The sequence below is a fragment of the Tritonibacter sp. SIMBA_163 genome, from assembly GCF_046535935.1.
In the GTDB taxonomy this organism is placed as follows: Bacteria; Pseudomonadota; Alphaproteobacteria; order Rhodobacterales; family Rhodobacteraceae; genus Epibacterium; species Epibacterium scottomollicae.
Genome location: NZ_JAWJBP010001081.1, coordinates 1 through 245, shown reverse-complemented (window position 1 = coordinate 245; position 245 = coordinate 1). Strand labels below are relative to the sequence as shown.

Genomic DNA, 245 nt, shown 5'->3' with positions numbered 1-245 from the left:
CCATACTCTTTCGCTTTATTGGCGCTCATGAAATTATCACGATCAGTATCTTGGGCTACTTTATCAATATCCTGACCAGTATGGTGGGCCAAAATCTGATTCAGCTTCTCACGAATACCAAGGATTTCACGCGTGTGAATCTCAATATCCGAGGCCTGACCCTGATAGCCACCCAGCGGCTGGTGAATCATCACACGAGAGTTAGGCAAGCAATAACGCTTACCCGCAGCGCCTGCGGTTAGCAG

Annotated in this window: 1 protein-coding gene; it reads right to left on the bottom strand. The window is 48.6% G+C overall.

The genetic code is table 11. From position 1 onward, the window contains the following. On the bottom strand, nucleotides 1-245 hold a 245-nt coding region (locus R0J92_RS25670), incomplete at both ends, for an ATP-dependent Clp protease proteolytic subunit (RefSeq protein WP_411053768.1).